The sequence below is a fragment of the Glycocaulis abyssi genome, from assembly GCF_041429775.1.
Lineage (GTDB): Bacteria > Pseudomonadota > Alphaproteobacteria > Caulobacterales > Maricaulaceae > Glycocaulis > Glycocaulis abyssi.
Map to the genome: position 1 here is coordinate 2020480 of NZ_CP163421.1, position 25403 is coordinate 2045882.

Genomic DNA, 25403 nt, shown 5'->3' on the forward strand with positions numbered 1-25403 from the left:
AAATGCCGGTTAATCAAATACCGGGCGTCAGGGCACCGGCATGAAGAGGATGACCGGATCGCGCCGTTCGCGCTGCGGCGGCGAGCCGTCTTCAGGAAACAGCTCCCACTGCGCATTGGCCAGCACAAACAATCGCCCGTCAGACACGCGCGCGGTGGTGGGCTCATCAAAGTCCGGGTGGCCGGTCAGGACCGGGCGGACCGTCGCCTGCTGCCCCCAGGCGTCCAGCGCGATGTGAAAGACGCCATGCGGCTGCACGCCGTTGCGCACGCCATAAAGCTCGCCATAGCTGTCGATTGTCAGGCCGTCAAAGCCGATCAGGCTGCCTTCGAGCACCTCTACCCGCGAAGCCTCGCGGCTGACCGGATCGATGCGCCACAGCCCCGTGGCATAGTCCACCACCCAGAGCGCGCCCTGCGCTACGGCCAGACCCTGCAGGGAGGCAAACCGGCTGTCTTCGGCGTAAATTTCAAGAACATTGCGCGGCGCGGTCAGCGTGTAGATACGCCCCTCCACACTGTCGCTGGCATAGACGATACCGTCCTGCACCACGACATCGGAGAAACGTCCGGCACCGGCGATTGTATGACGCTCGGAAATCTCGCCAGTGAACAGATCAAACGCAATCAGGGCGGTCTCACGTTCGCCGGGTAGCCCTTCAGGCGTCAGCGCGGTACGCGCGGTGGCGGCGTAGAGAATGCGGTTACGTCCGTCGAGCGCCATGCCGTACACCGAACCCATGCCGTCTTCCGGGCCGGCCAGGCGTTCAGGATTGCGCGGATCGTCAAGACGCACCGCATAGATGGAGGCATCAGCCACGGCACCGAGATACAGCCGCTCGGCATCGATATCGACCGCGAAAGTTTCAACCAGCGCATCGGGCAGCGGCACCGACAGATAGCGCTCGGCCCGGCCTACCGGCACAAGGTTCTGCGCCATCCGTTCGCGCAAGGCCGCAAGCCGGGATGGTGCATGTTCTTGGAGCGCTGCTTCCAGCCCGCGCGCTGCCGCCAGATCAAGGCTGAACCCCGCCTGGATGAGCGCATCGAGCGCATCCAGCGCACCATCCAGATCGCCGCCATTGGCCGCCAGCGCCACCGCATTGGTCAGCAGCCCGAAATGGCCCGGCTGAAGCGCCAGCGCGGCGGCATTGGCTTCCGCCGCGCCTGCCCAGTCGCCTTCAGCCGCCAGCATGCGCGTTTCAGCGCGCAGGGCCTGTGACTGGCCCAGAAGCGAGCCGGGCGCGGGTGTATCGGAAAGAGCGAGCGAGGCCGCAAGGGCAAGAGCAAGTGTGATCATGGGACGGGAGGTTTGCCCTCACCGCCCCTGATGGCAAGCCGCAATGGCTGCTAGTCGTTCTCGCCCAGCACGCGCTTGCGCCGCGCCATCAGCTTCAGGCGCAGGGCGTTGAGGCGGATAAAGCCTTCTGCGTCCTTCTGGTCGTAGACCATGTCTTCCTCGAAGGTGACATGGGCCAGCGAGTAGAGCGTAGCGGGCGAGGACCGGCCGACCACATTCACGCTGCCCTTGTAGAGTTTCAGACGCACCTCGCCGGTCACATGGCGCTGGGAGTGGTCGATGGCGGCTTGCAGCATCTCGCGCTCAGGGCTGAACCAGAAGCCCTCATAGAGCAGCTTGGCATAGCGCGGCATCAGCTCGTCTTTCAGGTGCATCGCGCCGCGATCAAGCGTGATCTGCTCGATACCCCGGTGGGCCATCATCAATATGGTCCCGCCCGGCGTCTCGTAAATGCCGCGCGACTTCATGCCGACAAAGCGGTTCTCGACGAGGTCCAGACGGCCAATGCCGTGAATGCGGCCATACTCGTTGAGCTTCGTCAGCAGCGTGGCAGGCGAGAGCGCCTTGCCATTGATCGACACCGCATCGCCGCGCTCAAACCCGATGGTGATGTATTCCGGCTTGTCCGGCGCAGCTTCAGGGTCATTGGTGCGCTGATAGACAATGTCGGAGGCTTCCTCGGCCGGGTCTTCAAGGATTTTGCCCTCAGAGGAGGTGTGCCAGAGATTGGCATCGACCGAGAAGGGCGCTTCGCCGCGCTTGTCCATGGCCACCTCGATGCCGTTGGCCTCGGCATAGGCGATCAGCTTGGTACGTGAGTTGAGATCCCATTCGCGCCACGGCGCGATGCATTTGAGGTCCGGGTCGAGGGCGGCCACGCCCAGCTCAAAGCGCACCTGGTCATTGCCCTTGCCGGTCGCGCCGTGGGCCACGGCATCCGCGCCGGTTTCATGGGCGATCTCGACAAGCCGCTTGGCGATGAGGGGCCGCGCGATGGAGGTGCCGAGCAGGTACTGACCCTCATAGACGGCATTGGCCCGCACCATGGGGTAGCAGTAATCGCGTACGAACTCCTCGCGCAGATCGTCGATATAGATCTCCTTCACGCCGGCCTTTTCGGCCTTGCGGCGAGCCGGTTCCAGCTCCTCGCCCTGCCCCAGATCAGCGGTGAAGGTGACAACCTCCGCGTCATAATGGTCCTGCAGCCATTTCAGGATCACCGACGTGTCCAGCCCGCCCGAATAGGCGAGGACGATCTTCTTGACGGACTTGGACATGGGCGGGGTTCCTTTCTTCAGGCAGGCTTTGCGGCGGCGCACCATAGTGGGAAGGAGGCTGGCAGGAAAGCGCCCGATGCGTATCGTCCCGCCGCGCGCCGAGCAGCACTGGACAAGCGAGCCAAGCATCGTCACTTTCCGCGCCAACGCGACAGGATAAGGAGTGACCCCCATGGCCCGCCATCTGGTTATCGTAACAGGAGCCTCGTCAGGCATCGGGGCGGCCTTCGCGAGACAGTTTGCCAGCAAGGGCTGGGATCTGGCTCTGGTTGCCCGCCGCGAGGACAGGCTGCGTGAACTGGCCGAGGAGATGAAGGCGCGCTTTGGCGTGGACAGCGTCATCATCGCGGCAGACCTCTCCAAGGCAAACGCGCCCAAGGAGATCGTCAAGGCGGTGGAGGATGCGGGCCGCCAGGTTGACGGCCTCGTCAATAATGCGGGCGCAGGCCAGCCGGGCCATTTCATCGAGACGAAATGGACCGATCAGGCGCGCTTCCTGCAGCTCATGGTCACCAACTATCTCGCCCTTGCCCACCTGGTAGCGCCGGGCATGGCGGAGCGCGGGTTTGGCCGCATCATCAACGTGTCCTCGGTCTCGGCCCTGCTGCCGAGCGCGAACGCCCATACCCGTTTTTCCGGTACGCTATATCCGGGCGCCAAGAGCCTGCTCATCAAATTCTCCGAGGCGCTGCATCTGGAGCTGTCGGGCAAGAACGTGCATGTGAGCGCCGTCGCGCCGGGCTATACATGGTCTGAATTCCACGATGTGAACGGCGCGCGCTCGACCGTCTCGCAAATGCCGAAATTCTGGATGCTGACGGCAGAGGAAGTCGCAACCGCAGGGTATGACGCGGTAGAGCGCGGCATAGTGCTGCGTGTGCCGGGTGCCTGGTACAAATTCCTCACCGCCCTTTCCAAAGTCCTGCCTGACCCGGTGGGCCGGGCCATCATGCGCGCGCAGGAAAAGCGCATGGCAGCGCGGGCGGGAGCGAGCCAGTGAGCGCCGATGCCCGCCTCATTACCGCGCTCGATCTGCCGACCATTGACGGGGCGAAAAAGCTCGTGGCCGCGATTGGCGATGCGGGCTGCTTCTACAAGATCGGCCTGCAACTTTTCCCGCTGGGCGGGATGGAGCTGTGCCGCGAGCTCAAAGCCGCAGGGCACGGCGTGTTCCTCGATTTCAAGCTGCACGACATCTCCGCCACGGTGGAGAAGGCCACACGCTCCATCGCGCCTTCAGGGGCCGATTACCTGACCATCCATGCCGAGCCGCCGGTCATGCGTGCCGCGCACAAGGGCCGCGAGGGGACGGGGCTGAAGCTTCTCGCCGTCACCGTGATGACCTCCTATGACGATGCCATGCTCAAAGAAATGGGTTTTGCCAAGGGCGCGCGCGATCTCGTGCTGATGCGTACCGAGCAGGCGCTGGAAGCGGGCTGTGACGGCGTCATCGCGTCCGCCCACGAGGCCGCAGAGCTGCGCGCCCGCTTCGGCGACGGCTTTGACATCGTCACCCCCGGCATCCGCCCGGCGGGCAGTTCTGCCGACGATCAGGCGCGTATCGCGACACCGGCGGAGGCGATCTCGATGGGTGCCACCCGCATCGTGGTCGGACGGCCGGTCAATGCCGCCCCCGACCCGCGAGAAGCCGCGCTCGCGATCAATGCGGAGATGGCGGGAATTTAGTTTTCCCTCGTCCTTCGAGACGCTTCGCTTCGCTCGCCCTCAGGATGAGGGAAAAGCACGACCCAAGCCCTCATCCTGAGGAGCCACGCAGTGGCGTCTCGAAGGACGAGGGCGTAACCAAACAAAAACCCCGGACGTTTCCGTCCGGGGTTTTTCAATTCCAACAGCGAACAGACGCTAGATCGTCTCGCTGATCCATTCCTCGATCTTGCCCTTGGCCATGGCGCCCACCTTGGTGGAGACCAGCTCGCCATTATTGAAGATCATCAGGGTGGGGATGCCGCGCACGCCATACTTGCCCGGCGTCATCGGATTTTCATCGATATTCACCTTGGCAATCGTGATCTTGCCGGAGTGCTCGGAAGCGATCTGATCGAGCGCAGGCGAAATCTGTTTGCACGGCCCGCACCATTCTGCCCAGAAGTCCACAAGCACGGGGCCACCGGCCTTGAGAACATCGGTTTCGAAGGAATCGTCAGACACCGCTTTGGTCGCCATGGGCTTTCTCCCTTGGAAGGTTTAAGGCCAGCGCCCGCACATCGGCACGCCAGCCAGCCTTGATTGCCAGTACACCTAGGAAGCCGCTCCCCTACGGTCAAGCGCGCCGGGCTGCGCGGCCAGTTCAAGGGCCGCATCCATCGCTGCATCGGGCAATGCCATAAGGCGGGCTGCGTCCGTCCACACCAGCGCGCAATCGACCCGCCTGCCCGGATAAAGTGCACGCAGGAGCGCTCTATAGGCACCCATCTGCGCCAGATAGGCCGGGGCCACGTCGGCGACGTCAGCAGGCGGCGGACGGTTGGTCTTGAAGTCCACCACCAGCACGGCCTCCGGCGTGACCAGCAGCCGGTCGACCTGACCATTGACCCGCACACCGGGCGGCAGGCCCGGCGCCGTGCCGTTTAAGGACACCTCGGCGCGTGAGCCCGGACCGAACAGGGCGGCAAATTGGGGATGATCGATGAGGGTGAGCGTCTCATGGGCAATGGCGTTTCGCTCATCATCGCTAAGCGAAGGCTGGCGGGCGAGAAAATGCTCTGCCGCCTCGCCGCGCCGGCCGGCAGCGATGTCGGGCAGTATCTGCAAGAGCTTATGCACGAGCGTGCCACGCCGGAACCGGTCACGCCCCCCATCGGCCAGCGGCGACAGGCCCGCAGGCTCAGCGCCCGCCTCCAGTCCGGCCAGCAGGCGCGAGGGCGCGATGGCGCGGGCAGTGATGGACTCTGTGGGCGCAGGCGCGCGCAGCCAGGCGGGCTTCTCCCCGCGCTTGTCCTGCCGGTCCGCCTTCTTCTCCTCGGGCTGCGGATCGACGCCATAGCGCCGGGCCTGAGAGGGGCTTTCCCATTCATAATGGGCGGCAATCTCGTCAATCGCCGTGCCGACGCTGCGCCAGTCATCGCCCTGCCAGGCATTGGCCAGGCGGGCATACCAGGAACTCTTGTCCGGCTTAGCGGAATTGCCGTAGGCATGGCCGCACACGATCAATCGGTCGCGCGCACGCGTCATCGCCACATAGAGCAGGCGGGCGGACTCGTTCTCCTGATCCTTCTTCCAGCCTTCGCGCAGCGCGGTGATGATATCCGGCGCGAACGCATCATTCTCTGACCAGAGGAGGCCGCTTTCCTCGTGATCCTCCAGCTGCGGATAGCGGTTGGAAGGCGGGCTGGTCGTGTCCGGCAGGAAGACGATGGGCGCTTCCAGACCCTTGGCCGCATGCACCGTCATCACGCGCACCTCATCACGCCCGCCTTCGGGATCGCGTTTGAGCTGGCTGTCAGAGCGGGTGATGGCATCGATGAAACGGGCGAGCGAGGGCGCGCCTTCGCGCTCATGGGCGATGGCGCGGGAGAGGAACTCCTCCAGCGGATCGCGCGCCTCCTCTCGCAGGCGGGCATAGACGCGCGCTGCGCGGCTCTCGCCCGTGTCAGACGTCTCGCTCAAAAACCGTGCGAAGAAGGCATAAGGGGTCAGCGTATCGACGCGGGCGCGCATCGCCGTCAATGCTGCCCTGGCATCGGCGAGGGCGGGATCATTGCTGCGCAGAAGCGCCTCCCACAGCGTGCCCTTGCGGCCATGGGCGAGGCGGAACAGCACGTCCTCATCAATCGGGGGTGTCTTGGCGTCCAGAGGATGGAAGGCCGGACCCTTGAGCACTTCAGCCAGCGCCAGATCATCGCCCGGCTGCAGGGCAAAGCGCGCAAGCGAGAGCATGTCCTGAACGACCAGCTGCTCGGGCAGCACCATGCGGTCCGCGCCCGCCACCGGCACATCTTTTATTTTCAGTTGACGGATGATCTCGGAAAAAAGCCCGCTGCGCTGGCGCACCAGTATGACGATATCGCCCGGCGTTGCTGCGCGGCGCTCCCAGCCGCCCTTCTTCTCATCCCACACCGTATCACCGCGATCAATAATGCCCTTGATCTCCGTCGCCACCGCTTCGGCGAGCTGGTTGCGCGGGGAGTTGTAGCGGGCCTTGTCGACCGGACCGTCCACCTCCTCGTCAAGGCTGTCTTCCTCGCCCTTGGGCAGTCTGGGCGTGACCGGCCAGATCTCCACGCAGCCCGGCGTGCCGCGCCGTGCCGCCTCATGCCCGCGATAGGCCATGAAGGGGTGGTTGCTGGGGGCCGGTTGCACCGGCCGGTCATCGAGAAACTTCACCTCCGGCGCAGGTGCCGACTCCAGCGTCTCGCGAATATCAGCAAAGGCGAGATCGACCGCGCCGAGCACTTCAGGGGCCGAGCGGAAGGAGGTTTTCAGCTCCGGCCGGACAAAATCCAGCCGCGCGCCTTCGGCGAGCCCAGCAAGCTTGGTCCCCTGCTCGATAAACCGGGCCGGATCAGCGTTCTGGAAGGAATAGATGGACTGTTTCTCATCGCCCACGCAGAACACGGTGCGGGCCAGCTCAGCCGTCCGCTCGCGCCCCTCTCCGGCGAAAAACTCCGCCGACAGAGCATCGATGACATCCCATTGTTCCGGCGCGGTGTCCTGCGCTTCGTCAACAAGGATATGATCCAGCCCGCCATCGAGCTTGTAGCGCACCCAGGCCGCCATATCGGCGCTGCCAAGGAGGCGCGAGGCGCGCACCACCAGATCGGCAAAGTCCACCGCCCGCTCGCGGGCCAGCAGGCGCTCATACTCGGTGATGAAGGCCCGCGCGAGGGTGAGGCTTGCCGATGTAAGCACGTGCAGGCGCGCAGCCGTAACTCTAGCGAACACGTGCTCCATCCGGACGAGTTCGATCCCGCGAGGTTCGTCTGTCCCGAAGAGTGCTTCCAGATCGGAACAGGTTTTAGCCGACGCGTCGTTGAAAAACGTCTTGTAAATCTTGCGCTTCGAATCGAAAAAGAAGTCGCGGTAGGCGTCGTAGGCTGCCTCGAATCTGCTCTCCGAAAGGGCGTCGAGAACAGCATACAGACGGTCTGCGCGTGTCTGGTCTTTTGACTGCGGATTGGCTCGCAATGCCTCAGCGCATCGCGTGAGTGATTTAACGTCAACGGCCTGCATCGCCTCGCGGACCACCGATTCTGGTGTTTCACCGGCTTCCACACCCAGCAGGCGCGCTGCGGCGGCGATCAGCGGACCGTCGCCTTGCGCCTGCTCGAACAGGTCTGACAGCCTATGGCGATCGTGCGCGGCCTTCTTGAACACCGCCTCAAAGCCGGTCGGCCCGGCACGGACGGTAATCTCCTCGATGGCGCGCGCGAGGCGGCCAGCCGGGTCCCGGCGCGCGTCCAGATACACTGCGCGCTCGGCCTCAAGACGCACCCGCGCGCTCTGTGCATCCTCCTGCGTGGAGAAGCCGGGGGGCAGGCCCGCCTCCAGCGGGAACTGGCGCAACAGGCTGTCACAGAAGGCGTGCAGGGTCTGGATTTTCAGCCCGCCCGGCGTTTCCAGCGCGCGCGCGAACAGCTTCCTCGCCTCGGCAAGGCGGCGCGGATCGGTATCGGCGTCCTCCCCGGTCAGGTCTTTGAGCTGAGCCTGAAGCTGCTCATCGCCCATCACCGACCAGTCGCCCAGTTTGCGGAAAAGCCGGGTCTGCATCTCCCCTGCGGCAGCCTTGGTGAAGGTCACGCACAATATGCGGTCCGGTGACACGCCTTCGAGCAACAGGCGCGCCACCCTGTCCACCAGCACGCGCGTCTTGCCCGAGCCCGCATTGGCCTCCACGAACACGCTGGCGCGCGGGTCAGCCGCCGCGCGCTGGGCGGCGGAGGCAAGGGCCGCGATGGCGGGGTCAAAGCCGGGCGCGCTCATGCCTCATCCTCCCCGTTGCCGCTCTCCTTGTCCGGCGCCGTCGACCATTCCTTGCGGCGGGCAAGATGGTCGTAATCGCCATACTCATTGACGAATTTGCGCCGCGGTTGGCTATGATAGGGCGTAGACGGATCATCGAATTTGGCGATATAGCGCCCCAGCCGCTCCAGCGCCGCGTCGGCCAGCTCTTCAGGGTTGCGCGCCGGCTCACCCTTGGGCGGCTGGTCGGTGATGCCGCGAACCTCGCCTGGCTTTTTGGTGCCTTTGACGCCGATATAGGCATAGCCGGCGATCGGCCCGGCCGGAATACCGTCAAATCCGCCGCCCGCCAGTATCGCGCCCTGCAGTGTGAGCTGGGGCGAGAACCCGGCCAGCACCTCCTTGACGCTGGGAATTCTCCCGGTCTTGAAATCCAGGATGTGATATCCGTCAGGACCGCTATCGATCCGGTCGGCTCTGGCCGTCAGGCGGAACGGGCCGCCGGGCGCGCGAATATCGATCCGGCCTTCGGCTTCAACGCCTTGGCCCGCCGGGACGATGCCATTGACGCGGCGTTCAGCCTCCCAGGCCACGACCCAGCTGGCCGCGTGGGAAAAGCGGGGCAGCTCGCTTCCCAGATCGCTTTGGGCAAATCCGGCCTCCAGCAGGGCGGCCTCGCCCAGCGCCACCAGCTCAGCATGCGCGGTTTCGGGGAGTATGGGCCGGTCACCCAGCTGGCGCGTCCATTGTTCCAGTGCCGCATGCCACGCCGTCCCGCGCTCGGCGCCGCCGGGCTCCTGATCCAGCGGATCAAGCACTCTCAGCTTCAATATCCGTTTTGCATATACCGCATACGGATCACGTACCCATGTCTCCGCGCCAGTAACCGGCATTTCGCGGGGCCGGTCGGCGAGAGGCGGGGTGGGCAAGGGCTCCGGAGCGGGCAACAGAACCCTTTCAGGGGCGTCCAGCGCGCTGGCAAGCGCCGCATAATCGGGGTCCGGTTTCAGGGCATCGCCCACATGGTCCGCTCCCAGCTTGCCGCGCGCGAGCGTCTGCAATCGCCACATCCAGCGCGATGCGACCGTGGGCGCACCATCAGCCATGGTGGAGCGTGTAAGGATCACCTCTGCGGTGGAGGCAAGCTCGGCAAAATCGTGGGCGGAAAGGCCCAGCCTGCGTTCGGGCGAGGGCAAGCCGGCTGCCTTGCGCATCCCGCGCGACAGGAAGGGATCGGCGGCCATGGCCTGCGGCCACACGCCTTCGTTTAGCCCAGCCAGGATTACCAGATCAGCGTGAAGCAGGCGCGCTTCGAGCGGGCCGAGCAGAGCCAGTCTTGGATGCGTGCCGGAGCGCGGGCGCACGCGCCGGGCGCGCGCGGTTTCCAGCCATATCCGCGAGAAGGCCCGCAAGGACAGAGCCGGCAGGGCGTCCGCCTCCTCCAGAAATTCCCGCATCAGCCCGGCGGCCTGCTCACCCGCTTCCCCGGCCCAGAGCCGGTCTGCCCCCGCCTGCGCCGCACCGCGCGCCAGCGCTTCGCCGGCCTGCGCCAGAGCAGCTGCCCACACGCGCACAGGCTGTTCACCCTCAAGGGCGAGGAGCGGGGTCAGGCCCTGCTCGATCTCATCGATCAGCACACGCCATATATCCGGGTCGCCATCCTTTATCCGTGCACGCACATCACCCAGCGACTGGCCGGGCCTGCGCCCGCGCAAGCGCTTTGCCTCCAACGCCGTCAGCGCCGCCATCAGGGCGGGCCGCGGCCGTCCAAGCGTGAACAGGGGCGAGGCCCACAAGGCCGTCAGGGCCAGCGCGGAGCCGGGATCGCTCGCAGCTTCCAGCACGCGGACGAGAAAGCTGCCCGGCGCCGTATCGCTCAAGGCTTCGCCCGCACTGTCATCAAGCCGGACATCAAAGCGCGCCATTTCGGTGGTGACACGCCGCGCCAGTGCGCGGTCCGGCGTGACGACCATGGCGGTACGCCCCGGTATTGTCAGTGTATGGCGCAAGGCCAGCGCAATCGCCCGCGCCTCGCTGGCCGGATCACGCGCCTCAATGACCGAGAGGCCGCGCAGCCCCTCCTTCACGATATCGCCCTTCCATTCCTTTCCCAAAGCTGCAAGCCGCAACAGCCAGTCGGCGGTCTGGTCCGCCGGACGCAAAGCCTCCGTTACAAGCCGCGCCCGCGCCTCGGCGGACCGGCCGGGCCAGTATATCCGTTCACGGATTGGCCACTCACGCACTTCCTGCCGGCTGATACCGATGCGCTCGATAAGAGATTTCATCGCGCGTTGCGGATGGCCGTCATCAATCGCGTTCCAGCTGGAGTCGTCCATGAAGCCGGCAAAGCCCGGCAGCACGACCGCGCCCTGCTCAAGCCTGCAGACCGTGGCCAGCAATTCAGCCGCCGCCGGAATGGAGCCTGTGGAGCCTGCCGCGATTACCGGGCCATCGGGCGGCACCTCACGCCAGCGCGCGGCGAGCGCGTTCAGAAGCCCGGAGCGGCGGCGGGCCGGATCCACCAGCCCCAACGCAGCCAGATGCCGGGGCCATGCCTCCAGCACGATGTCCAGGAACATCGCCGCTTCCTGCCGCCCTTGCGGCAGCGCGGCGCGCATAGCCGCGTCCAGACCCGACAGATCGTCAACGCCTTCAGAGGCAAATTCGTCCAGCAGGCCGGCCAGCGTATCGGCCAGCACCAGTGCGCCATCGGCGGCCATCTCCCGGCCTGATGCCGTCTCGCGGGCGATGATGAGGCTGGCCAGTTCAAAGCGCCGCCGCGCCGCGCTGATGGCAGGCAGGGCGAGCGTGGCGAACTCGCCCGGCTCGAAGGGTGGTTCGTCTGCGTCCACATCGCCCAGTGGGCGGATCAGCGGCAATATCGCCGCCGGAATACCTTTTTGCGCCTGTATGGCGCTGAACGCCTCACCGAGCGCCCGGCCCGCCCGGCGCGTCGGCAGCAACACGGTGACACCCGCCAGCGCTTCGGGTTCGGGGAAAGCCTCAGAGAGCGTGCGCGCCAGTGACAGCAGGAAATCAGCCGCCGGAGACAGCGTGAAAACGCGCGGAGCAGGCGTATCAAAGATTATCGGGGCGCTCATGCCCGCGAGCGTAACCGATTCTCGACCTCGCGGTGCGTTTGCGGATCGCCGACATGCATCCAGAACGCGTCCATGACCTGCCCGGTCACGCGGCCCTGCGTCAGCGCCGCATCCCATATCCGGTTGGTGGAAAACGGCTCGATCTCGCGGCCCGCCAGCACGCGCGGATGCATCACCTGCACACCTGCATAAAATAGCGGTTCGGCTCCGGCGGGCGCATCCGCAAAACGTTGCAGGCGGCCTTGCGGGTTCATGGCGAAATCGCCCGCGCCTTCCAGCCCCAGAAGATTCTCCCGGCGCGCGAGCAGCAGGCGGAAATCCATCGCGCCTGCGTCAAACCCGTCTGCCAGCCGGGTCAGCTCCGCGCCGTCCTTATCGACCCAGAAGGCATCGATATTGGCGACAAACACCGGATCACCGCCCAGCAGAGGCGAAGCCTTGACCAGCCCGCCGCCGGTTTCGAGCAGCAGGTCTGTCTCGTCAGAAATATGGATACGCGGCGCGCCATCCCGGCTGGCCAGATGGGTGCGCATGCGGTCGGCAAAATGGTGGATATTGACCACCGCATCGGCGACGCCCGCCCGCGCCAGTGCATCCAGCGTCCAGTCCAGCAGGGCACGGCCACCGACCTCCACCAGCGCCTTGGGCCGGTCATCGGTCAAGGGGCGCATGCGCGTGCCCAGCCCTGCGGCCATCACCATGGCGCGCGACGGCCTCATCGCGCAATCTCCGGCATCGCCTTGCGCACCAGCGCGGCCAAATCACGCAAGGCCGGATGGGCGAGATCATGGTCGAAATGGGCTTTCACGCGGGGGATGAGATCGAGATAGCGCGCCTTGCCATCGCGCTCTGCCAAGCGCACGAAAATGCCCAGGATTTTCGCGTTGCGCTGCGCGCCCAGCACCGCATAGGCCGCGTCAAAGCTCGCCCGGTCATTGAGCTTTGCCGCCTTGAAGAAGCGGTCCTTCAAGGGCTCGGCCAGATCGGGCGATACGTCCCGGCGCGCGTCTTCGATGAGCGAAACCAGATCATAGGCCGGGTGCGCAAAGAGCGCGTCCTGGAAGTCCAGCAATCCGGTGCGCCCTTCCACCTCACGATCGGGCAGCCAGATCAGGTTTTCGGCATGATAATCGCGCAGCGCCAGCCCTGGCGCATGCGCCTCCAGACCGGCAAAAGCCGCCTGCCAGACGCCCTCCCATTCGGCGCGCAAATCGTCCGAAGGCCGGGCCGCAAAGCGGGGCAGATACCAGTCGAGATAAAGCCCGGTCTCGGCCAGCAGTGCCGTCTCGTCGTAGGCGTGCACGCGCCAGGACCGGCCCTGCGCCTCGAACACCGAGGGAAAGCTGGAGCGGTAGATCGCCGCCAGCGTATCGACCGCGCTGGCATAAAGCTTACCCTCATGCGCGCCTGCCGGAATGGCGCGCGCATAAAGCCCCTCGCCAAGATCCTCGATCAGCAGAAGACCCCGCTCCATATCAGCGGCCAGAATTCGCGGGGCAGAAAACCCGCGTTCAATCAGCGCCTGGGCGATACCGGCAAAGGCGGCAACATTGTTTCCCGCGAGCCTTGCGACCGCGTTATAGCCGAGCGCATGGCGGTCCTGCGGGCTGGCATTGTCGGGAGCCAGAGGCGTTTCGGCGGCGGCAGGCGCATCCATCAATATGGCGCGTTCACCGCCCTTGCTGGCACGGAAATAGCGCCGCGTAGAGGCGTCGCCCGGAAAGACGGTGACAGCCGCATCACCCCAGCCTGCACTATCCAGAAATGCGGCGCGCTCGGCAGCGCGGACATCCTCAGACACTGATACGGGCAAGGCGCTCCCCCCAGCTGCCATGCGCGGCGAGGCGCGCTATCCGCCTGTGCTCTTGCCCGTCAACGCCGTCAAAATCCAGTGTGATCTCCAGCCGGTTATCGCTCAAAGCATCATCCAGCCGGTCCGGCCATTCGATGATGAGGACGCCCGTTTGCGCCCCGTCCTCCAGCCCCAGCTCGATCAGCTCTGACGGATCCTCCACGCGGTAAAGATCAGCGTGGAGCACATCAAACCCGGCGCGCGACACATAAGCCTGCACCAGCGTGTAGGTCGGGCTTGGCACCTCCTCCACGCCCGCAATTTCGCCGACAAAAGCGCGCGCCAGTGTGGTCTTTCCCGCGCCCAGAGCGCCAGTCAGCAGGATGACATCGCCGGGCACGGCCAGCCGGGCCAGCGACGCGCCAAGCCGCTGCGTCGCCTCAATACTGTCCAGATGAATCGCAATCTCGCTCATGGCGCGCAGTAAGGCGCGCATTCACGCCCGCCACAAGAGCCGTCAGGCCAGCGCAGGCAGCCCCTTCCCCTTGCAGGCCCGCCGCAAACCGGCCAAGAAAGCAGGCATGAGCACGAAGGCGGGAACGGTCATCATCGGAGCGAGTCAGGCGGGCCTGTCCTGCGCGGCGGAACTACGCCGGCGCAAGTATGACGGCCCGGTGACCCTGATCGGGGCAGAGCCGCACCTGCCCTATCAGCGCCCGCCCCTGTCCAAGGCCTATCTGTCAGGCGAGATGCCGGTGGAGCGCCTGTGGCTGAAACCTGAAGCCTTCTATCCGGCGTCAGACATTACCTGCCTGACGAATGCCAGTATCACCGCGATTGACCGCGATTCGCGCGAAGCCGTGCTGGCCGATGGCCAGCGCATCGGCTTTGAGCATTGCGTCATCGCCACGGGCGGCGAGGCGCGCATTCCGCCAATTCCGGGCGCGAACCTGCCGGGCGTGCAATTGCTGCGCAATCTGGGTGAGGCCGACCATCTGTCCGCCGCGCTGAATGACGCCAAATCGCTGGCCGTTATCGGTGCAGGCTATATCGGGCTGGAAGTGGCGGCATCGGCGCGCAAGCGCGGCCTGAAGGTGACGGTGCTGGAAGCGGCCGAACGGCCCATGGCTCGCACGGCCAGCCCCATTCTGGGCGGCTGGTTTGGCGCCATCCATCGCGGCTATGGCGTTGATCTGCGCGTCAGCACGCCGGTTGCTTCCATCCTTGAAAAGAACGGGCGCGCTGGCGGCGTCGTGCTGGGCGATGGCGAGGAAATCGCCGCTGACAGCGTGTTGCTGGCCGCTGGCCTGGCGCTCAATACGGGGCTGGCCGAGGCGGCGGGGCTGGACTGCGAGAATGGCATTCTGGTCGATACCGCCTGCCGGACGAGTGACCGGTTCATCTATGCCTGCGGTGATGTGGCCCGCTTCCATTCAGCCCTTTATGGCCGCTCGATCCGGCTGGAATCGGTGCAGAACGCCATTGAACAGGGCAAGGCGGTGGCCGCCGCCATTACAGGCGAGGATGTACGCTATGACCCTGTGCCGTGGTTCTGGTCAGACCAGTACGAGCTGAAACTGCAGATCGCGGGCCTGATCGACGGGGCCGATTCCATCGTGCGGCGCGGCGATCCGGAAATGGGTAATTTTGCCGTCTTCCACCTGAAAGAGGGCCGCATCATTGCGTGCGAGGCCATCAATTCAGCGCCCGAATACATGGCAGCGCAAAAACTGATCCGTAGCGGCAAGCCGGTCGATGCCGACGCCTTGCGCAATCTAGATGTGGCGATGCGCGACCTTCTCGCCTAGATAACGCTGCAGACACGCAATCGAACACTTCCAGGACATGACATGACGAAAATCACCTTCATCGAGCATGACGGCACCGAGCACACTGTCGAGGCCGTCAACGGGCTGACCGTGATGGAAACCGCCATCCGCAACATGGTGCCCGGCATCGATGCCGATTGCGGCGGGGCGTGCGCGTGCGCGACCTGCCATGTCTATGTGGATGAAAAGTGGGAAGACAAGACCGGCGAGCGCTCCTCCATGGAGCAGTCCATGCTGGATTTCGCCTCCGACGTGGAAGCAAGCTCGCGCCTCTCCTGCCAGATCAAGGTCAGCGACGCGCTGGACGGCCTCGTCGTGCGCCTGCCTGAACAGCAGGGCTAGACTTTACCCCCTGAAATTCCGGGCGAGCGGCGCGAGACCCGGGACCTGATGCAGGATGAGCGGAGAGAGGCCCCGGCTCTGCGCTACGCTGCGGCCGGGGTTTCAACCTGTTTAGACCCGCTCCACCTCACGCCTCACAATGGCCTGCACCAGCCCTGCCGGGGCGAGCTTGGTGAGTATGTAGACCGCGCGCATTTTCGCGCCGGACACCACAAAGCGCTTGCGTCCGTCCAGCCCGCGCATGACGTCGCGCGCCACCTCGTCGGCTGTGGTGGAGGTGAAGCTGTCGAAGGTACGAAGCCCGTCCATGCCGGCAGCACCCTTGAAGGGTGTGTCCTTTACCGCTGCCGGGCAGACCGTCATGACCCGGACATTGGACCCGGCCTCTGTCAGCTCGCGGTCCAGCGCCAGCGAGTAATGGCGCACAAATGCCTTGGTCGCCGCATAGACTGCCATGAAGGGCACGGGCTGGAAAGCGGAGTTGGAGGCGATATTGGCGATGGTCCCGCCCTTCTTCTCCATCAGAGGAATGAAGGCGCGCGTCATGGCGTGCAGGGCGGAGATATTGAGTGCAATCATTGCCTGCTCGCGCGCCGGGTCGAGCTGCGCTGATGCACCGAAAAAGCCGATCCCGGCATTATTGACCAGAATGTCCGGCGCGGCCGTCTTCTTCACCCATTGGGTGATCCTGTCGATGGCATCGGCTTCGGTCAGGTCCACGCACAGCGCATCAATGTCCGCATCCGGATAATCAGCTTTCAGCGCGTCCTGCGCAGCGCTGATCTCAGCCGGATCGAGGCTGATCCACGATACGTTCCAGCCGCGTGCGAGCGCGCGCCGTGTCAGCGCCAGCCCGATACCGCTGGACCCACCGGTAATGAGGATACGTGTCATTCAGCTGATGTCTCATCCAGGCGGGGCGGCACAGGGAAGGCGTCGACCGTCGGCCGGTCGAGGCCGCCCGTCCATATCTGCCCCTGCCAGGGCACCACGGTGGTCGCGCCCAGCTCGCCCTCGCGCGTCGGCCCGTAGAGCACACGCACCGGCTCGCCCAGACGGTTCACGGCCAGCCCCATGACCGGGCGGGCGGGCAGTTCCGGCTCGCCAAACACGTCGGCAAAGCGGCGCATCAGCCGTTTGAGCAGGGGTCGCGGATGGAAGAACTCCATCAGCTCGCTGCGCAGGGACGGCATGGCGATCCAGAGCAGCTGCTCCTCCTCATCCCAGTGAATATTGTCCGGATAGCCGGGCAGGCCATCGATCAGGATGCGCAGATTTCCCGTAACAGGATCAAGCACATGCACCTGGGCGGCCCAGGTTTCATTGATGAACACATCACCTGATTGCGGATCGTGCGCGACGCCATTGGCAAAGGCCAGATCATCGGCCAGCACGCGGCGCGTGCCATCGGGCGTGTAGGCCAGGATGCGCGCCGTACGCTCACCCTCCCAGAAGCTCTCCATGTATTCGCCATAGCCATAGCGGCCAGACGCGTCGGTGAGGATGATGGTGCCATCTTCGAGAATGGTCAGATCATCGGTGAAGACGAGCGCGGGAAACGCGCCGGGTTCATCGATAACCGTCCACTCGCCATCATCAAGGCGGATCAGGCCGGCCAGCGCATCGGCCACGTGCAACACCCCGTCAGGCGAAAAAGCGAGACCCAGCGGACGCCCGCCCGTATGGGCCACTTCCTCCCAGCCGCCTTCTGCTGAGCGTGCCATGATCCGGCCATCAGCCAGCCCGGTATAGAGCCGCCCGTCCGGACCCGGCTCAAGATCTTCTGCCCCGTACAGGCCCTCCTCGGTCAGGACAGGCTCGACAGGGCTGGCAAACAGCGCCTCAAGCTCCGGGTCTGGCGGCACAGGATTGAAATAGCGCGCATCAAGCGAGCCCGGCCCGAACAGAAGCAATATGGCAAGCCCGAACAGGCCGAACAGAACCGCCACCAGCCGGATAATCCACGCCATCATCGCCCCCTTAAGCGCCCAAACTTATCCCGTCAGCTTCCCTTGAAGGCCCAAGCTTGGCAAGGGCTGAGCCATGCCGGTTCGCCTCAGGTCACCGCGTTGCGCTTGCCAAAACGCGGCTCGGAAAAGCGCCCAGACTGGACAATATCCACCATGATCTGCCCGGCGCGGAAGACCTGCGCGTGGGTAAGGTAAAGCGGCGCGAAGCCGAAGCGCATCACGTCCGGCTCGCGGAAATCGCCGATCACGCCTTCAGCGATCATCGCCTGCACAACCGCATAGCCGTCTTCATGGACCAGGCTGACATGTCCTGCCCGCTGCGCCGAGGGCGGCGAGATCGTCTCAAGGCCGAGCGGCGCGATGGCCGCCAGGAAGGTATCGCCCAGCGCGCGGGCCTTGGCCTCCACCTTGGCCATATCCAGGCCCTCAAAGGCGCTCAGCGCCCCGTGGAGCGCGCTCATGGAGAGGATGGCGGGTGTGCCAGCACCGAAGCGGGAAACGCCTGTGGCGGGCTTGTAGCCATCCCTGAAGGCAAAGGGCGTGGCATGGCCCATCCAGCCCGATAGCGGCTGGGCGAAGCTCTCCACCACATCGCGGTGGCAATAGACGAAGGCGGGCGCGCCAGGGCCACCATTGAGATATTTATAGCCGCAACCCACGGCGTATTTCGCGCCATCGCGCTCCAGCTGCAAGCCGACAAGCCCCGCCGCGTGAGACAGATCCCAGATGATCGTCTTGCCGAGGCGGGCAGCCTCGCGCTCCTCCGCCGCGACATCGACCTTGGCGGCTGTCTTGTAGTGCACCGCGCTCCTGACCAGCACATCATACCCGTCCGGCAGGCCCGCAACGCCCGCGCCCGGCTCGATCAGGGTGAAAGGCGTGCCGGAGAGACGCGCCAGCCCTTCCATCACATAACCATCGGTCGGAAAATCCCCGCGCTCCACCGCCACGCCGCGCGCCCCGCCCATGACAAGGCCGGCGGCGAGCTTGAAGAGATTGACCGAGACGGAATCGCCCGCGATCACGCTTGTCTGATCGACGCCAATCAGGCGGGCAATGCGCGCGCCGGTGCGAAGCGGCAGTCCCATCCAGTCAGCGCTGTTCCACGAGGCGATGAGGTCATGGCCCCATTCCATTTGCGCCGCTTTTGCCAGCGCATCGAGCGCCGGACGCGGCGGCGGGCCCAGCGAATTGCCATCCAGATAGATCACGCCCTGCGGCAGATCGAACAGCCTGGCCGTATCGGCAAACGGGTCATCGCGGTCCAGCGCGCGCGCATCATCAAATTGCATCAGTTCAATTCCCTCAAGACCGCCCGCACCGGCGCAGCATCCAGCCCGGCGAGCTTCAGCGGCAGGGCTATCAGCTCGTAGCGGCCTTCGGCCACATCATCCAGCACCAGCCCCTCAAGAATGCGCATATCGTGCGCAGCCACGCGCTTGTGCGCGTCCATGGTCTTTGAGGTTTCAGGATCGACTGAAGGCGTATCAATACCGATCAGACGCACGCCGCGCGCATGGAGGAGATCGATGGCTTCCGGTGCCATAGCGGTGAAATCACTGTCCCACGCATCTTGAGCCGCCACGTGGCAGGTGCGGATCAGCACGCGCGCAGGCACATCATCACCGCAGACCGCCTCCAGCCGTGCGGCCAGTGCCTCTGCGCTCACTCGCTCGCCAGCATCAAGGCAATGGATGACCACGCAAGGCCCGATGAACACATCAAGTGCCATCGCGGCGGCGTCCTGGCCCTTCGCATCGTAATGCAGCGGGGCGTCCGCATGCGCACCGGTATGGGTTGAGAGGGTCAGCTTGGAGACATTGACCGGCGAGCCCTCACCCATGTCCCAGGTGCGCTGGAAATCAACCGGCGTATCACCCGGCCAGACCGGCAGGCCGGGGTGGATGACAGGAGAGATGTCGATGATGCGGGTCATGGTCTCACGCGCCCTGTGGTTCCGTGTTTCCTCCCCCGTTTACGGGGGAGGTGTCAGCGAAGCTGACGGAGGGGGGAAACTATTTGAACTATCCCCCCCTCGGCCCTTCGGGCCACTCCCCCCGTTTACGGGGGGAGAAACTGTCAGCAGCCTATAACGGCCCCCGGCCCATGATGCCGCCATCGATGACGAGGCACTGGCCGGTCATATAGCTGGAGGCGTCGCTGGCGAGGAAATGGATGGCTGCGGCCATGTCTTCGGGCTGACCGACACGCTGGAGCGAGAAATTGCGCTTCATCATGTCATCAAGGCCCGGATTGGAGGTAAGGGCGCTGGCGAGCTTGGTCTCGGTGAGGCCCGGGCAGAGCGCGTTGACGCGGATCTTGTGGCCGCCCGCCTCCTGCGCCAGCACCTGCGTCATCGAAATCACGGACGCCTTGGTGATGGAATACACGCCCTGGAAGAAGCCGGGGCGCAGACCATTGACCGAGGCGACATTGACGATCGAGCCGCCGCCTGTCTCCTTCATCATGTGGATCGCGCCGGTGGAGAGGAAGAACGGCCCCTTCACATTGACCTCGAACGTCTTGTCGAACGCGTCTTCGGGCGTGTCTTCAACGGGGCCGAAATACGGGCTGGTCGCGCCGTTATTGACGAGGATGTCCAGCCGGCCTTCTTCCTTGCGGATCGCTTCCAGCGCCGCATCGCGGTCCTGCGCGCTGCCCAGATGCAGGGTCATGGCGCGCGCCTTGCCGCCGGCTTCACGGATTTCAGAGGCCACGCGCTCACAGTCTTCAATCTTGCGGCTGGCCGCGATCACGATGGCGCCATTGCGCGCCAGACGCTTGGCCGCAGCCTCACCAATCCCGCGGCTGGCCCCGGCAATCAGCGCCACCTTGCCGTCCACGCGCAAATCCGTCTCGGTCATCATCCGGTCCCCTTGTTGATTGTCTGAAAAATGCCCGCCACCGCCCGTCCATGGACGAGCGGTGGCGGTATATGGGCCGCCTCTTTTGCCTAGTCGGCAGCCAGAAGCGCGTCGTAGTCGAGTTCCGAGGAGGGGATTTCCCCGCCCGGTCCTTGCAGATAATGGCGCATCCAGCCCATCAGCCGGTGGGCATAGTCAAACTGGGCCGCTGCGTTGCGCAGGCCATGGCCCTCGCCCGGATAGGTGACAAGACGCACAGGCGCTTCACCGGCCAGCTTGAGATAGCGGTAGAGGATATAGCCTTGCGAGGGCGCGACGCGGGTATCCACCTCGCCATGCATGACCAATGTCGGCGTGGTCGAGCCGTGCGCATGCATGATCGGGGAATGCCGGAAATACCACTCCCAGTTCTCCCACGGATAATGGATGAAATGGACATCGACCATCTCGACCGGGATGTCAGTATTGCCCATGAAGGACACCAGATCGGTCAGGGCGACGAAGGGTACGGAGGCCGCGAAATGCTCGCTGGCAACCGTCGCGCCCCAGGCAGACGCGAACCCGCCATAGGATCCGCCCGTTATGCCGACGCGGGCCGGATCGATCAGGCCCTGATTGGCCAGATAACCGACACCATCGACAATATCCTCGAACTCCTCGCCCGGCGGGTTGAGGTGATCAAGCTCGATAAAGGCAAAGCCGCGCCCGGTGGAGCCGCGATAATTGGGGTAGAAAATGGCAAAGCCCTCGCCTGCCCCGATCTGGCCGGGCCGCGAATAGCCGGTCAGCCAGCCATTATGATCGTGCGCTTCCGGCCCGCCATGCACCACAGCGATCATCGGCCAGCCGTTTTCGGGCGCTTCGCCCTGCGGGGTGATCAGCACACCTTCCACCTCGACACCGTCACGCGCCGTCCAGCGCACCACGCGCTGATCGCCAAGCGTACGTTCCGCCAGCCACGGATTGAGATCGGCCCAGCGAGCCGGGGCCTCGCCCGGACGGGCGACATACACGTCTCGCGGATGGGCCGGGCTGTCAGCCACGAAGGCGATTGTTTCGCCTGAAGAATCAAGGCTCAGCGAGTGGGCGACATAGCCGCCATGGGCTTCGCGTGAGACTTCCTCGCCCTCGGGCGTGTAGCTCACCCAGGCGCTGTCCTGGCGTACATGGGCGAGCGCGAAAATATGTCCGTCCCGCCATTCAAACGTGCGGATATGCTGTTCGGCATCAGGCGCGATCTGGATGTATTCACCGGTCTGCACATCGGCGACATGGATCGTGCCGGCAGTCGCGTCAGAGCGGTTGATCGCCGCCAGGAAGGCAAACTGCGAACCATCGGGGGAGAAACGGCCGATATCGATCTTGCCGGGCGTTTCAACCGTGCTGATGACTTCGCCGGTTGCGATGTCTGCAAAGCTCCAGCGCTGCTCCATCATGGAATCGTCCACAGACGGGGTCGGCGCCAGTCTCACCGCCAGGACTGATCCGTCCGCGCTCAGCTGAATGGCAGAGGCATGGCCGGTCAGGTCCAGCCGCTCTGCGGCGCTTTCATCATCGCCCAGCCCGGCCCGCCAGACATGGGAAAATGGCTGGTTTTCCTCATAGATATTGGCCCGGAAGCCGCGCTCGCGCAGTTCGCTGTGGTCAGGCTGGTCCGGGTCACGGCCAATGAAATAGATCGAGCTTGCATCCGCGGTCAGGAGATAGCCCTGCACGCCCGTGTCCGGGTGATAAAGCCGCTCCGGCTCACCGCCCGACAGCGCTACCCGGTAGAGTGCAGGACGTTCATCGCCCTCGCGGCGGGCCAGAAAGGTGACGCTCTCGCCATCAGGATGTAGTGCTACGCCGCTAACCGTATCTTCACCGGCAACCAGCGCGCGCAAGGCACCGGGTGCGTCGGCGGCATAAAGGTGCAGGGACGGGGCGCCATCGCTTTCACCGGTACGGATATCGCGCGGAACCGAGACCGTGAACGCCACTGTGCCGCCCTCTGGCGCAATCATCACCTGGCCGGCCTGACGCAGCTGGAACAGATCATTGATCGAAACGCTTCTGGCCTCGGCCTGCTCCTGCGCCAGAGCGGGCGCGGACACGGCCGGCACAGCCATGGCAGCGCCAGCCAGAACGGCGGCCATCAGGCGGTGTCTCATGCGAAATGTCATCGGGTTAGCCTCCCTGCAATCTTGTCATTGCATGGAAAGCTAAAGCGGCAGAGCCCTCACGTCGAGCTTCAGGCCGCAGAAGGCGTCAGGCGATAATGTCGGGATTGAGCTGGTCTTCGATGGCGAAGATCATGTCCTTGAGCATCAGCTTGCGCCGTTTCAGGCGCACCAGCTTGAGCTGGTCGACCACGCCGCAATCCTGTGCGGCGCGCACTTCTGCGTCCAGCGCGCGATGTTCACGGCGCAGCTCGGCCAGCTTGGCCACCAGCGCATCTTCATCCAGATCACCGAACATTCTCAGCCAATACACCTGTTTGGAGTGCAACCAGCCCGCCCGGCCGGGCCGGCTCTGATTGCAAATGCGTGGACATGACCCGTGTTGCGTCCGCGATGGCCGGCAAGCCACGGGAGACGCACATTACCCTTTTTCGAGCGCGGAGAAAACGGCTTCTTTGAAGCGCGTGACGGGCGCGCCGGGCGAACAGCGCGCGCGATATCCGTCCAGCGCGGCCGCCGCTGCATCCGGCCAGTGCGCAGCGCCGGAAAGGGCGGGCGTATCGAGCGCCTGCAGCATGGTTTGCGCCACATGTTCTGCGGCCAGCTCTGCGCCAAGCACGGACTGGCGCAAGGACTGCGCAGCCTCCAGCGGGACCGGCGCAGGCGGGGCTTTCAGCCGGTCACGCACGCCGCGCAAGGGCCCGACCGCCAACGCGTGCCAGTCACCGGCAATGCGCACGGCCTTCTCAAGGGCGAGCAGCGGATCACGCCCCTGCCCGGTGCTCCAGACAAGCCAGAAGGCGATATTCACGTCCAGCCCGGCATCCTGCAGCGCCAGCGCGGAGTGCTTCACCGGCTCATGGTCATAAAGCGCGACGGAAAAATCCCACAGGCTTTGCCCGCGCGTGTCTTGCATCACGCCTTGCCCTTGCGGGCTGCGCCGGGCCGCTTGCCTTCCCTGATGTCCTCGCCCCAGCGCCGGGTCGGCGTCCAGTCAAGACCGAACAGGTCCAGCGCCCGGCCCACGGACTGGTCCACCATGTCATCAAGGGTTTCAGGCTTCGCGTAGAAGGCCGGCAAAGGCGGCATGATGATCGCGCCCATTTCCGTCAGCTGCGTCATGGTGCGCAAATGGCCGAGATGGAAGGGCGTCTCGCGCACCATCAGCACGAGGCGGCGGCGCTCTTTAAGCACTACATCGGCGGCGCGCGTCAGCAGGCTGGAGGTCACGCCGGTCGCGATCTCGCTCATCGTCCTGACAGAGCAGGGCGCGATCAGCATGCCAAGCGTCTGGAAGGAGCCGGAGGCTATTGGCGCGCCGATATCGGGAAACGCGTAGACATGATCGGCGCGCGCGTGGATGTCAGCGGCCTTCAGCCCCATCTCGTAGCCCAGCGTCATCTCGGCAGCCTTGCTGGCCACGACATGGGATTCGATGCCCAGATCGCGCAAGGCTTCCAGCGCACGCATGCCGTAGATCACGCCGGACGCGCCTGACAGTCCGACAATCATGCGCGATGGCAAGGACTTGGCTTCAGACATGGGAAACCCTTCCGCAACACGGACAGTTTTCACCATTGATAGGAAGGGGTGTTTGATGTTTCACTTCCAGTCCTTGATCCAGCGAAGGAGGCTACACATGCCAGCTGAAGCGCGTATCCGTGAGCTTGACCAACGTCACACGCAACTGGAAAGCCGCATCGAGAAAGAACTCAAGCACCCTTCGGCAGATACGCTGCACCTAGCAGAGCTCAAACGACAGAAATTGCGCCTCAAGGAGGAAATTGAAACCCTCCGGCGCCGACATTGACGTTTTTTGCGGCAATTCACCACACATGATGAAGGGCGGGCTGATATCAGCCCGCCCTTTTGCATTTCCTGCCCGCCCGGATGGACCGGGCCGCACTCGCGTGCCTATCATGCGCGGGTCATGCACCCGAACCTGCTGTAGAAGGCCATCCATGCTGACTCTTTCCCGCGCGCTCGTCCTGCTGGCGCTGAGCTGCCTGGCAGCCCCGGTCTTCGCGCAGCCTTCCGGCGGCAACCCGCAAGGTGCAGCGGCCTGCCCTGAGGCCAGCGAGGCGATGGCAGCCGGGAATGCCGAAGACGCCGTTGCCGCGCTTCGCGCCTGCCTGTCGGCGCGCCTGCACCCCTGGCAAACCGAGGCCGAATTGCGCGTGCGCCTGGGCGCCAGCCAGCTGGCCCTCGGCGAAAGCGAGGCTGCGCTTTTCACCTATAATCAGGTGATCGCATTATTGCGCGACAATGGCGGCAATACCGATATCCCCATCGTGCGGCGCAACCGCGCGGTCGCGCTGTTCCAGCTTGATCGCCTCGAGGAAGCACTGGCCGACCTGCTGATCGCAGAGCGCGGCATGGCGCAGGATGATTTCGTCCATATCCTTCTGGGCGGGGTCTATATGGAGCTGGACCGCGGGACCGAAGCCATCGCCGCCTATGACAATGCGATCCGCCTGGCCCCGGATTCGCCCGGCGGCTGGATTGGCCGCTCGGCCGCCTTTATCGAGCTTGATCTGATGGACCGGGCGGTCGAGGACGGGCGCGAAGCGGTGGCCATCGCGCCTGATGACGGATCGGCGCTGAACGCCTTGTGCTGGGCGCTGGTGAAGGCACAGCGGGCCAGCGAAGGCATGGATATCTGCTATGCCGCTGTCGAGGCCGAGCCCGATTCCGGTGCCATCATTCATTCCCTCGCCGCCGCGCTTGAACAGATCGGGGAGCATGAAGAAGCCTATCCGCTCTTCGCCCGCGCGTTCGAGCTGGAGCCGGACAATTCCACCATCGCTGATGATTATGCGCGCGTGAGCGCCGCGTCCGGCGATTAGGGCCT

The 25403-nt window shown here is 64.8% G+C and carries 23 protein-coding genes; 6 read left to right on the plus strand and 17 right to left on the minus strand.

What is annotated here, in order from left to right:
• Nucleotides 1-27: 27 nt before the first annotated feature.
• Together AB6B38_RS09760 and AB6B38_RS09765 are read right to left on the minus strand one after the other, a co-directional pair.
• Nucleotides 28-1299, minus strand: a complete 1272-nt coding sequence (locus tag AB6B38_RS09760; RefSeq protein ID WP_371392660.1) for a hypothetical protein — start codon at nucleotides 1297-1299, stop codon at nucleotides 28-30.
• Nucleotides 1300-1349: 50 nt separating this feature from the next.
• Nucleotides 1350-2576 (minus strand): argininosuccinate synthase, encoded by a 1227-nt coding sequence (locus tag AB6B38_RS09765; protein ID WP_371392661.1) that lies wholly within the window; start codon nucleotides 2574-2576, stop codon nucleotides 1350-1352.
• A 172-nt stretch (nucleotides 2577-2748) separates the two neighbouring features.
• On the opposite strand from AB6B38_RS09765, the gene AB6B38_RS09770 reads away from it, so the two are divergent.
• Together AB6B38_RS09770 and pyrF are read left to right on the plus strand one after the other, a co-directional pair.
• Nucleotides 2749-3576, plus strand: a complete 828-nt coding sequence (locus AB6B38_RS09770) for an SDR family NAD(P)-dependent oxidoreductase (RefSeq protein ID WP_371392662.1) — start codon at nucleotides 2749-2751, stop codon at nucleotides 3574-3576.
• Nucleotides 3573-4262, plus strand: a complete 690-nt coding sequence (pyrF, locus tag AB6B38_RS09775; protein WP_371392663.1) for an orotidine-5'-phosphate decarboxylase — start codon at nucleotides 3573-3575, stop codon at nucleotides 4260-4262. The genes AB6B38_RS09770 and pyrF overlap by 4 nt, the downstream gene beginning before the upstream one ends.
• Nucleotides 4263-4439: 177 nt before the next feature.
• Here pyrF and trxA read toward each other — a convergent pair whose 3' ends face one another.
• The 6 genes from trxA to tsaE all read right to left on the minus strand — a co-directional run bounded on the left by trxA (nucleotide 4440) and on the right by tsaE (nucleotide 13884).
• Entirely contained in the window at nucleotides 4440-4760 is a 321-nt protein-coding gene (gene trxA / locus AB6B38_RS09780) for a thioredoxin TrxA (protein WP_371392664.1), read from the minus strand.
• A gap of 75 nt (nucleotides 4761-4835) precedes the next feature.
• Nucleotides 4836-8516, minus strand: coding sequence for a double-strand break repair helicase AddA (gene addA, locus AB6B38_RS09785; protein WP_371392665.1), 3681 nt, complete (start codon nucleotides 8514-8516; stop codon nucleotides 4836-4838).
• A complete protein-coding gene (gene addB, locus AB6B38_RS09790; protein WP_371392666.1) occupies nucleotides 8513-11596 on the minus strand; it encodes a double-strand break repair protein AddB in 3084 nt (1027 codons plus the stop codon). Before addB ends, addA begins: the two co-directional genes overlap by 4 nt.
• Nucleotides 11593-12315: a nucleotidyltransferase family protein gene (locus AB6B38_RS09795; protein ID WP_371392667.1), complete on the minus strand. Its 723-nt coding sequence runs from the start codon at nucleotides 12313-12315 to the stop codon at nucleotides 11593-11595. Before AB6B38_RS09795 ends, addB begins: the two co-directional genes overlap by 4 nt.
• Nucleotides 12312-13409 (minus strand): aminoglycoside phosphotransferase family protein, encoded by a 1098-nt coding sequence (locus AB6B38_RS09800; protein WP_371392668.1) that lies wholly within the window; start codon nucleotides 13407-13409, stop codon nucleotides 12312-12314. The genes AB6B38_RS09795 and AB6B38_RS09800 overlap by 4 nt, the downstream gene beginning before the upstream one ends.
• Nucleotides 13390-13884 carry a tRNA (adenosine(37)-N6)-threonylcarbamoyltransferase complex ATPase subunit type 1 TsaE gene (gene tsaE / locus AB6B38_RS09805; RefSeq protein ID WP_371392669.1) on the minus strand — a complete coding sequence of 165 codons (495 nt, stop codon included), beginning with the start codon at nucleotides 13882-13884 and terminating at the stop codon, nucleotides 13390-13392. Before tsaE ends, AB6B38_RS09800 begins: the two co-directional genes overlap by 20 nt.
• Between tsaE and AB6B38_RS09810 the strand changes: the two genes are divergently transcribed.
• Together AB6B38_RS09810 and AB6B38_RS09815 are read left to right on the plus strand one after the other, a co-directional pair.
• On the plus strand, nucleotides 13862-15196 hold the full coding sequence (locus AB6B38_RS09810; protein WP_371392670.1) for an NAD(P)/FAD-dependent oxidoreductase: 1335 nt from the start codon (nucleotides 13862-13864) through the stop codon (nucleotides 15194-15196). The genes tsaE and AB6B38_RS09810 overlap by 23 nt on opposite strands.
• A 42-nt stretch (nucleotides 15197-15238) precedes the next feature.
• Complete coding sequence (locus AB6B38_RS09815; protein ID WP_371392671.1) at nucleotides 15239-15559, plus strand: 2Fe-2S iron-sulfur cluster-binding protein; 321 nt, start codon at nucleotides 15239-15241, stop codon at nucleotides 15557-15559.
• 111 nt (nucleotides 15560-15670) lie between these two features.
• On the opposite strand, the gene AB6B38_RS09820 is transcribed toward AB6B38_RS09815, so the two are convergent.
• The 9 genes from AB6B38_RS09820 to AB6B38_RS09860 form a co-directional block, all read right to left on the minus strand.
• Nucleotides 15671-16453, minus strand: coding sequence for an SDR family NAD(P)-dependent oxidoreductase (locus AB6B38_RS09820; RefSeq protein WP_371392672.1), 783 nt, complete (start codon nucleotides 16451-16453; stop codon nucleotides 15671-15673).
• Nucleotides 16450-17529, minus strand: a complete 1080-nt coding sequence (locus AB6B38_RS09825; RefSeq protein WP_371392673.1) for an SMP-30/gluconolactonase/LRE family protein — start codon at nucleotides 17527-17529, stop codon at nucleotides 16450-16452. The genes AB6B38_RS09820 and AB6B38_RS09825 overlap by 4 nt, the downstream gene beginning before the upstream one ends.
• Nucleotides 17530-17615: 86 nt before the next feature.
• Nucleotides 17616-18821: an aminotransferase class V-fold PLP-dependent enzyme gene (locus tag AB6B38_RS09830; protein ID WP_371392674.1), complete on the minus strand. Its 1206-nt coding sequence runs from the start codon at nucleotides 18819-18821 to the stop codon at nucleotides 17616-17618.
• Nucleotides 18821-19465, minus strand: coding sequence for an arylformamidase (gene kynB / locus AB6B38_RS09835; protein ID WP_371392675.1), 645 nt, complete (start codon nucleotides 19463-19465; stop codon nucleotides 18821-18823). Before kynB ends, AB6B38_RS09830 begins: the two co-directional genes overlap by 1 nt.
• A gap of 151 nt (nucleotides 19466-19616) precedes the next feature.
• On the minus strand, nucleotides 19617-20393 hold the full coding sequence (locus AB6B38_RS09840; RefSeq protein ID WP_371395092.1) for a glucose 1-dehydrogenase: 777 nt from the start codon (nucleotides 20391-20393) through the stop codon (nucleotides 19617-19619).
• Between the two features lie 89 nt (nucleotides 20394-20482).
• Nucleotides 20483-22543, minus strand: coding sequence for a prolyl oligopeptidase family serine peptidase (locus AB6B38_RS09845; RefSeq protein WP_371392676.1), 2061 nt, complete (start codon nucleotides 22541-22543; stop codon nucleotides 20483-20485).
• Between the two features lie 97 nt (nucleotides 22544-22640).
• Entirely contained in the window at nucleotides 22641-22850 is a 210-nt protein-coding gene (locus AB6B38_RS09850; protein ID WP_371392677.1) for a YdcH family protein, read from the minus strand.
• 123 nt (nucleotides 22851-22973) lie between these two features.
• Nucleotides 22974-23468, minus strand: a complete 495-nt coding sequence (locus AB6B38_RS09855) for a TIGR02444 family protein (protein WP_371392678.1) — start codon at nucleotides 23466-23468, stop codon at nucleotides 22974-22976.
• Nucleotides 23468-24094 carry a UbiX family flavin prenyltransferase gene (locus tag AB6B38_RS09860; RefSeq protein ID WP_371392680.1) on the minus strand — a complete coding sequence of 209 codons (627 nt, stop codon included), beginning with the start codon at nucleotides 24092-24094 and terminating at the stop codon, nucleotides 23468-23470. The genes AB6B38_RS09855 and AB6B38_RS09860 overlap by 1 nt, the downstream gene beginning before the upstream one ends.
• A gap of 97 nt (nucleotides 24095-24191) precedes the next feature.
• On the opposite strand from AB6B38_RS09860, the gene AB6B38_RS09865 reads away from it, so the two are divergent.
• Together AB6B38_RS09865 and AB6B38_RS09870 are read left to right on the plus strand one after the other, a co-directional pair.
• A complete protein-coding gene (locus tag AB6B38_RS09865; RefSeq protein ID WP_371392681.1) occupies nucleotides 24192-24362 on the plus strand; it encodes a YdcH family protein in 171 nt (56 codons plus the stop codon).
• A gap of 151 nt (nucleotides 24363-24513) precedes the next feature.
• Entirely contained in the window at nucleotides 24514-25398 is an 885-nt protein-coding gene (locus AB6B38_RS09870) for a tetratricopeptide repeat protein (RefSeq protein ID WP_371392682.1), read from the plus strand.
• Nucleotides 25399-25403 lie beyond the last annotated feature (5 nt).